A 6656-nucleotide genomic window follows, 5' to 3' on the forward strand; every position below is an offset into this window, starting at 1 on the left:
CACCGGGTTCAGGCGGGCGGCGTTCAGACCATGGTCGGAGAGCCACTTGGCCACGGAGGCGGCGCGGCGCTCGGACAGCTTCTGGTTGTAGGGCACGCCGCCAACGTTGTCGGTGTGGCCTTCAATGGTGAACTTCTGGCACTTGGAATCCTTCAGGATGGTCAGGGCCTGCTCCAGGGCGGGCTCCATCTCCTTGGTGATCTGGAACTTGTCGAAGCCGAAGTTCAGGTTGCCGAAGGTGATGGTCTCGCACTCGGCCTTGGCCGGAGCCATGGCGCGGGCCGGGGCGTCGGCCTCGACGTCGTAGAACACGTCCTTCACGAACTTCTTGAGGGCGCCCGCGTCGCTCAGGCCCTTGGCGTCGCCGGCCACGGTGCAGCGGCTGATGGCGCGGATCTCGTCGATGACCATCTTGCCGCGGGCGTTGTCGGCGTAGGAGACCACGTGGATGCACAGGTTGGGGTACTTGGCGTACAGGGCCTTGGCCTCGGCCACGGGGTCCATGCCGTAGTTGGAGTCGCCGTCGGTGAAGATGATCAGCGCGGTCTTGCCGGAGAACTTGGACAGGACGGGATCAAGATCCTTCAGGCCCAGGCCCATGGGGGTATTGCGGCCGTAGATCTCGTAGTCGGTCTTGATCTTGGCGTTGGCGGCAGCCACAGCGGCCTTGTCATAGGCCTTGGGGGCCAGCAGAACTTCGTACGGGGCGAAGGTGGCCACGCCGCCCTGATAGTTGAGCGCGGGGATCTCGGCGTTCATGCGGCCGATGAGTTCCTTGGCATGCTTGATTTTGATGGTGTTCAGGCTGTCGCTCGTCATGGCCATGGAGCCGGAGTAGTCGACGAAGAGGATGAAGTTGTCGACCTTGGGCTTCAGGGTTTCGGCAGGGGCCTGCACGGCCAGGACCAGGGCCATCAGGGCGGCCAGCATGAGGCTGGTGAAAAGACGCTTGCGCATGCTCATGGTTGTGTGCTCCTTGGATTTCAGGTGGTTAGAGAGAGGGCATCTCCGTGGTTGGCACGATTTTGTCCTTTCAAGACATATAGGTAAAAAGTTGAGGATTGGCAACAATTACCGCTCGCTTTTGTTTCAATCGGCCAGGGGCGGGGCCTGGCGGTTGCCAAGCGGATATTCTCAGGATAAAGTTGAGAGTTCCAGTGCGCGTCCCGCCCCGGCCCCGGGGACCGGCCGCAGCGATTTCCGGGGCATAACCGTCAAGGAGCCGACTCATGTACATCGTCACCGGCGGCGCGGGCTTCATCGGCAGCGCCATGATCTGGAAGCTGAACCAGATGGGCATCGACGACATTCTCGTGGTGGACAACCTGGCCGCCACCGAGAAGTGGAAGAACCTGGTGAACCTGCGCTACACGGACTACCTGCACCGCGACCGCTTCTTGAAGATGGTTGCGGGCGAGGCCGATCCCTTCAACGTCACGGGCATTGTGCACATGGGCGCCTGCTCCAGCACCACCGAGCGCGACGCCGACTTCCTGATGGAGAACAACACCCGTTACACCCAGGTGCTGTGCCGCTATGCCCTGGCCCACGGGGCGAGGTTCCTGAACGCCTCCAGCGCGGCCACCTACGGAGGCGGGGAGTTCGGCTTCAACGACGACCATGAGGGCATCGGCCGTTTGAAGCCGCTCAATATGTACGGCTATTCCAAGCAGCTTTTCGACCTGTGGGCCCAGCGCGCGGGCGTGCTGGACAAGATCGCCTGCATCAAATTCTTCAACGTCTTCGGGCCCAACGAATATCACAAGGGCGACATGCGCAGCGTCATCTGCAAGGCCTACGCGCAGATTCTGGAGCGCGGCCAGATGCGCCTGTTCCGCTCCTACCGCAAGGAGTACCCCGACGGCGGCCAGATGCGCGACTTCGTGTACATCAAGGACTGCGTGGACATCCTCTGGTGGCTGCTTGAACACCCTGAGGCGAACGGCGTCATCAATGTTGGCACCGGAATTGCTCGTACGTGGAATGATTTGGCCAAGGCCGTGTTTCTGGCCATGGGCCGCAAGCCGAACATCGAGTACATCGACATGCCCGAAGCCATCCGCGACAAGTACCAGTACCTCACCCGCGCGGAGATGGGGAAGCTGCGGGCCCTGGGCTACACGGCCCCGTTCAGCAGCCTGGAGGACGGCGTGAAGGACTACGTCACCGGTTATCTGGCCAAGGACGACGCCTACCTGGACTCCAGAAAACTCTAGTTAAAAAAGGAAGATACTGATTTGATGCGCGCGCGGCACCGCACGATTCCGACCCTCTGGCTCATTCTGAGCCTGGTGGCCGGACCCGCCCTGGGGGCCACCGGAGATTCCGTCTCCGGCTCCTCGGAAGTGCGCATGGCCGTCACGCCGCCGCCCGCCGGAGCCAAGGCCCCCGCGGCCGGGCAGAACGGCCTGGTCGTGGGCGACGCCGGGCAGGAGCAGTGGAACCTTGCGGCCGACCGCATCATCGGCCAGCACGGCAGCGAGTACATTGAAGCCGTGGGCGGAGCCACCCTGGTGCGCGGCCTGAACACCCTCAAGGCCGACTTCATCCGTTATTATCAGGCCAGCCGCTGGGTCATTCTGCGCGGCAACGTGCGCGTGCTTTGGGAGGGCGACGTGCTGGAGGCCGAGGAGGCCGAGTTCGATCTGACCAGCATGCAGGGCTGGCTGAAGCGCGGCAAGGTTTTTGTGCCCAAGAGCAATGTCCACGTGGACACGGCCTATGCCCGCAAGTACGGCACCGGCAGCTACCGCTTCCAGAACGCCAAATTCACCGGCTGCGAGGGAGAAAGGCCCGCCTGGTCTTTCACGGCCGAGGACGGCGACCTGAACCTGGACGGGCGCACCCAGCTGTGGGGCTCGCGCTTCAATGTGCTGGACCAGCCCGTGGCCTATTCGCCCTTCCTTTCGCTGCCCGGCAGCGGCAAGCGTCAAAGCGGCCTGCTCATCCCGGAGTTTTCCCACAGCACCCGGCGCGGTTACTCCATCAACCAGGCCTATTACCACGTCATCGATGAAGAGCGCGACCTGACCTTCTACGAGAACGCCATGAGCAGCCGGGGTCTCATGCAGGGTTTGGAGTATCGCCACGCGGAAAACAGCCGCACCAAGGGCGACTGGCGCATCGACTTTCTGCATGACCGCAAGGTGGCGGCCAAGCTGTACGACGAGGAGCTGTACCAGCAGAACGACGGTCTGCTGCGGCCCAACCGCAACCGCTGGTGGGCGCGCAGCAAGTACGACGGCTTCGTGGTCGACCCGGACTGGAACTTCAAGCTCGACGTGGATATGGTGAGCGACCAGAACTACCTGCGCGAGTTCGGCTCCGGAGCCTCGGGCTTTGAGGCCAGCCGCCGCACCTTCCTGAAGGACTTCGGCCGCGACATCGAGGTGGCCGACTCCTCGACGCGCACCACCACGGCCTTCATGTCGCGCAGCTGGGAAAAGTACGGGGTCACGGCCAAGGCTTCCTGGATACAGAATCTGGCCTACATGAACGGCAACAATTCCGCCTCCAAGAACCCCACCACGCAAAGCCTGCCGGAGATCAACGCTTTCGCTTTCAAGGACGCCCTGTCGGGTACGCCCTTTGACTTGGAAGCGGCCGGGCGCTTCAATTATTTCTGGCGCGAGTTCGGCACGCGCGGGGTGCGCACCGACCTGCACCCCACCGTGAGCCTGCCGCTGAATCTGGGCCCGGTGACGCTCATCCCCAGCGGCGGCCTGCGCAACACGGCCTACACCGTGGGCGGCTACACCAACGAGCCTGCCACCACCACGGGCAACAAGACCCCCGCCCGCACCTTCTATGAGCTCGGCTTCACCGGCTTCACCGAGTTCTCGCGCGTGTTCAAGCTTTCCGACCTGCCTTTGGCCGCCACGCAGGAGAACATCGGCAAGAGCGAGTGGGGCGCCGTGCGCCACAGCGTCATGCCCCGGCTGGAGTTCGCCTACGTGCCCGCGCCCAAGTCCCAGGACCGCCTGCCCTACTTTGACAGCCTGGACCGTCTGGAGCGCCAGAATCTCGTCACCTATTCGCTGACCAACGTGTTCGACCGCAAGCGCAGCAGCGTGGTGGCCGGTCCGAACAAGCCCGGCGCGGACGGCAACTCGACCCTGCCCGTGGCCAGCACCGACTATCTGGACTTCCTGCGCGTTCGGGTGGAGCAGTCCTTCAACCGCGACGAGGCCGCCCGCACCGACCAGCTGGGCACCTACGCCAAACGGCCCTTCCCCGACGTGATGCTCGAAACCTCCGTCCGTCCGGAGAAGTACCTCACCCTGACTTCCAAGACCTTCTACTCTCCCTACCTGAGCCGGGCCACGGAGCATGAGAACACCCTGACACTGAGCAAGGAGAAACTGGGCGAGCTGCGCTTCGGCTACGACTACCTGCTCCCGGTGCACGAGTACACCCGCCAGCGCAACAGCGACGTGCAGGTGCTCACCGTGGGCGCGGACTACCACATCACCGAGAAGCTCAAGTTCGTCAGCAACTACCGCATGGACATCGCCGGGCACTCCGACCTGGAGAAGACCGCGGGCTTCGTGTGGACCGACCAGTGCTACGAGATCCAGCTCAAGTACTCCCGCAAGCCCAGCGACCAGGGCGTGGAGCTGCGTTTCAACCTGCTTGATTTCGGCAAGCCCTAAGGGCATGCTCCGGGGCATGACGCGCCCCGCAATCACCCTGCTTCCAGAAACCCTGCGCAACCAGATCGCCGCCGGCGAGGTGGTGGAGCGCCCGTCCAGCGTGCTCAAGGAACTCGTTGAGAACAGCCTCGACGCGGGCGCGGCCCGCGTGGACGTTGTGCTTGAAGGCGGCGGCGTGACGCGGCTTCTCGTGTCCGACGACGGCGACGGCATTCCGGCCGATGAGCTGGCCCTGGCCGTCACCCGTCACGCCACCAGCAAGCTCAAGACCGTGGCCGACCTCTTCGCCGTGACGAGCTTCGGCTTCCGGGGCGAGGCCCTGCCGAGCATCGCCTCGGTGTCGCACGTCACCCTCACCTCCCGCGCGCGGGAGGCCGCCGAGGCCGCCTTCATCGAGGTGGAACACGGCGCGGTGACGGCCGAGGGCCCGGCCGCGCTCGCCGCGGGCACCCGGGTGGAGATGCGCAGGCTCTTCGCCAGCACGCCTGCCCGGCTGAAATTCCTGCGCACCGAGGCCACGGAGGCCAAGCGCTGCCAGGAGGCGCTCATGCGCATGGCCCTCGCCCGGCCCGACGTGGCTTTCTCCCTCACCAGCGGCGGGCGCGAGATTTTCCGCCTGCCCGGAGGGCAGAGCCTTGCCGCGCGCCTGGGCCAGTTCTGGCCGCCGCAGGTGCTGGAGGGCCTGGCCGAATTTTCCCGCGAAAAGGACGGCATGACCGCGCGCGGCCTGGCGGGCAGGCCTTCCCACGCGCAGAACAAGGCCGACCGCATGCTCTTCTACGTCAACGGCCGCCCTGTGCAGGACCGCCTGCTCATGCGCGCCGCGCGCGAGGCCTACAAGGGCCGCCTGCTCTCCGGCGAGCACCCGCAGCTGCTGCTGTTCCTGGAACTGCCCCCGCAGGAGGTGGACGTGAACGTGCACCCCTCCAAGATGGAGGTGCGCTTCCGCGACGAGGGCGCGGTGTTCTCCCTGCTGCGCTGGGCCTTGGAGCCCGTGGCCGGGTCCGGCGGTCTGGCCGAGTCCGCCGCTTCCTACGCTGCCTCTTGCGCCGATGCCGGTGCCAGCCCCGAGCGCGGGCAGGCGTTCGACGCGCCCGAGCCCTGCCGCCCCTCCGCCGGGGGCTGGACTTCCGCGCCCAGCCGCGCGGCAGTCGAGCCATCCGGGTTCGGCGGGTTCGGCGGGCCAGGCGGCCCCGGAGCGTGGGCGAGGGGCGAAAAGCCCGCCCAGCTGCGCGCCTATGAGGATTTCCGCTCGCCCCCGCCGGAGCGCGAGGTGCCCCTGCCCTTCACGCCGGGCGGGGCGCAGCCTGCCTGGTCCGGGGCTGCGGCTTCAGCGGGCGGCTCTCCCTTGAGCGCCGCGGCGCCGCGTTCCCTGAGTCGCGAGGGGCTGGAGTATCTTGGGCAGGTGGCGGGCACGTACCTCATTTTGCGCCAGGGCGGCGCGGCCTCCGGGCGGCTCATCATCGTGGACCAGCACGCCGCGCACGAGCGCGTGATTCTGGAGGGCATGCGCCGGGCGCGCAGCGCGGGCGACACCCAGCCCCTGGCAGTGCCGCTTTCCCTTTCCCTGCACCCGGCGGAAGCCCTGCGTCTGGACGAGCTTTCCGAAGGCCTGCGCGAGGTGGGCTTCGTGCTGGAGCGCGAGGCCGGGCGGCTGCAGGTCATGGGCGTGCCGCCCAGCCTGCCCGCGGGCAAGGCCGTGGAGCACCTGCGCGAGATCCTGGACGAGCAGTCCGACGGGCTCACTTCCCTGTGGACGCTTCTGTCCTGCAAGTCGGCCATCAAGGCCGGGCAGGCCCTGGCCGTGGACGAGGCCCTGGCCCTTCTGGAGGCTTGGCTGGACGCGCCGGAGCGTGAGCATTGCCCCCACGGCAGGCCGGTGGTGGTTTCCTTTGCGGAGGGCGACCTGGAGCGTCTGTTCAAGCGCAAATAGTCCGGTCAGGACTGCCGTTTCCCGCCCCGGGGGGGCATCTGCCATCTTGCGCCCCGGGAAAAACTCTGCCA

General features: G+C 66.0%; 4 protein-coding genes. 3 read left to right on the forward strand and 1 reads right to left on the reverse strand.

What is annotated here, in order from left to right; genetic code table 11:
* A partial coding sequence (locus VN419_RS05705; RefSeq protein WP_325645362.1) for an OmpA family protein occupies positions 1-963 on the reverse strand: 963 nt, incomplete at its 3' end.
* A 266-nt stretch (positions 964-1229) separates the two neighbouring features.
* Between VN419_RS05705 and rfaD the strand changes: the two genes are divergently transcribed.
* From rfaD to mutL, 3 genes are read left to right on the forward strand one after another with little or no spacing between them, the layout of a single operon-like run.
* Positions 1230-2216, forward strand: coding sequence for an ADP-glyceromanno-heptose 6-epimerase (gene rfaD / locus VN419_RS05710; RefSeq protein ID WP_325645364.1), 987 nt, complete (start codon positions 1230-1232; stop codon positions 2214-2216).
* Positions 2217-2240: 24 nt separating this feature from the next.
* Positions 2241-4652 carry an LPS-assembly protein LptD gene (locus tag VN419_RS05715; RefSeq protein ID WP_325645366.1) on the forward strand — a complete coding sequence of 804 codons (2412 nt, stop codon included), beginning with the start codon at positions 2241-2243 and terminating at the stop codon, positions 4650-4652.
* A gap of 16 nt (positions 4653-4668) precedes the next feature.
* Positions 4669-6585, forward strand: a complete 1917-nt coding sequence (mutL, locus tag VN419_RS05720; RefSeq protein ID WP_325645368.1) for a DNA mismatch repair endonuclease MutL — start codon at positions 4669-4671, stop codon at positions 6583-6585.
* The last annotated feature ends 71 nt before the right edge of the window (positions 6586-6656 follow it).

Origin of the sequence: Humidesulfovibrio sp., assembly GCF_035560995.1 — a bacterium.
Classification (GTDB): Bacteria; Desulfobacterota; Desulfovibrionia; order Desulfovibrionales; family Desulfovibrionaceae; genus Humidesulfovibrio.

Bases quoted from the DNA above. Each gene is read 5' to 3' on its own strand.
- rfaD (WP_325645364.1), top strand. From the start codon at position 1,230: ATGTACATCGTCACCGGCGGCGCGGGCTTCATCGGCAGCGCCATGATC.
- VN419_RS05715 (WP_325645366.1), top strand. From the start codon at position 2,241: ATGCGCGCGCGGCACCGCACGATTCCGACCCTCTGGCTCATTCTGAGC.
- mutL (WP_325645368.1), top strand. From the start codon at position 4,669: ATGACGCGCCCCGCAATCACCCTGCTTCCAGAAACCCTGCGCAACCAG.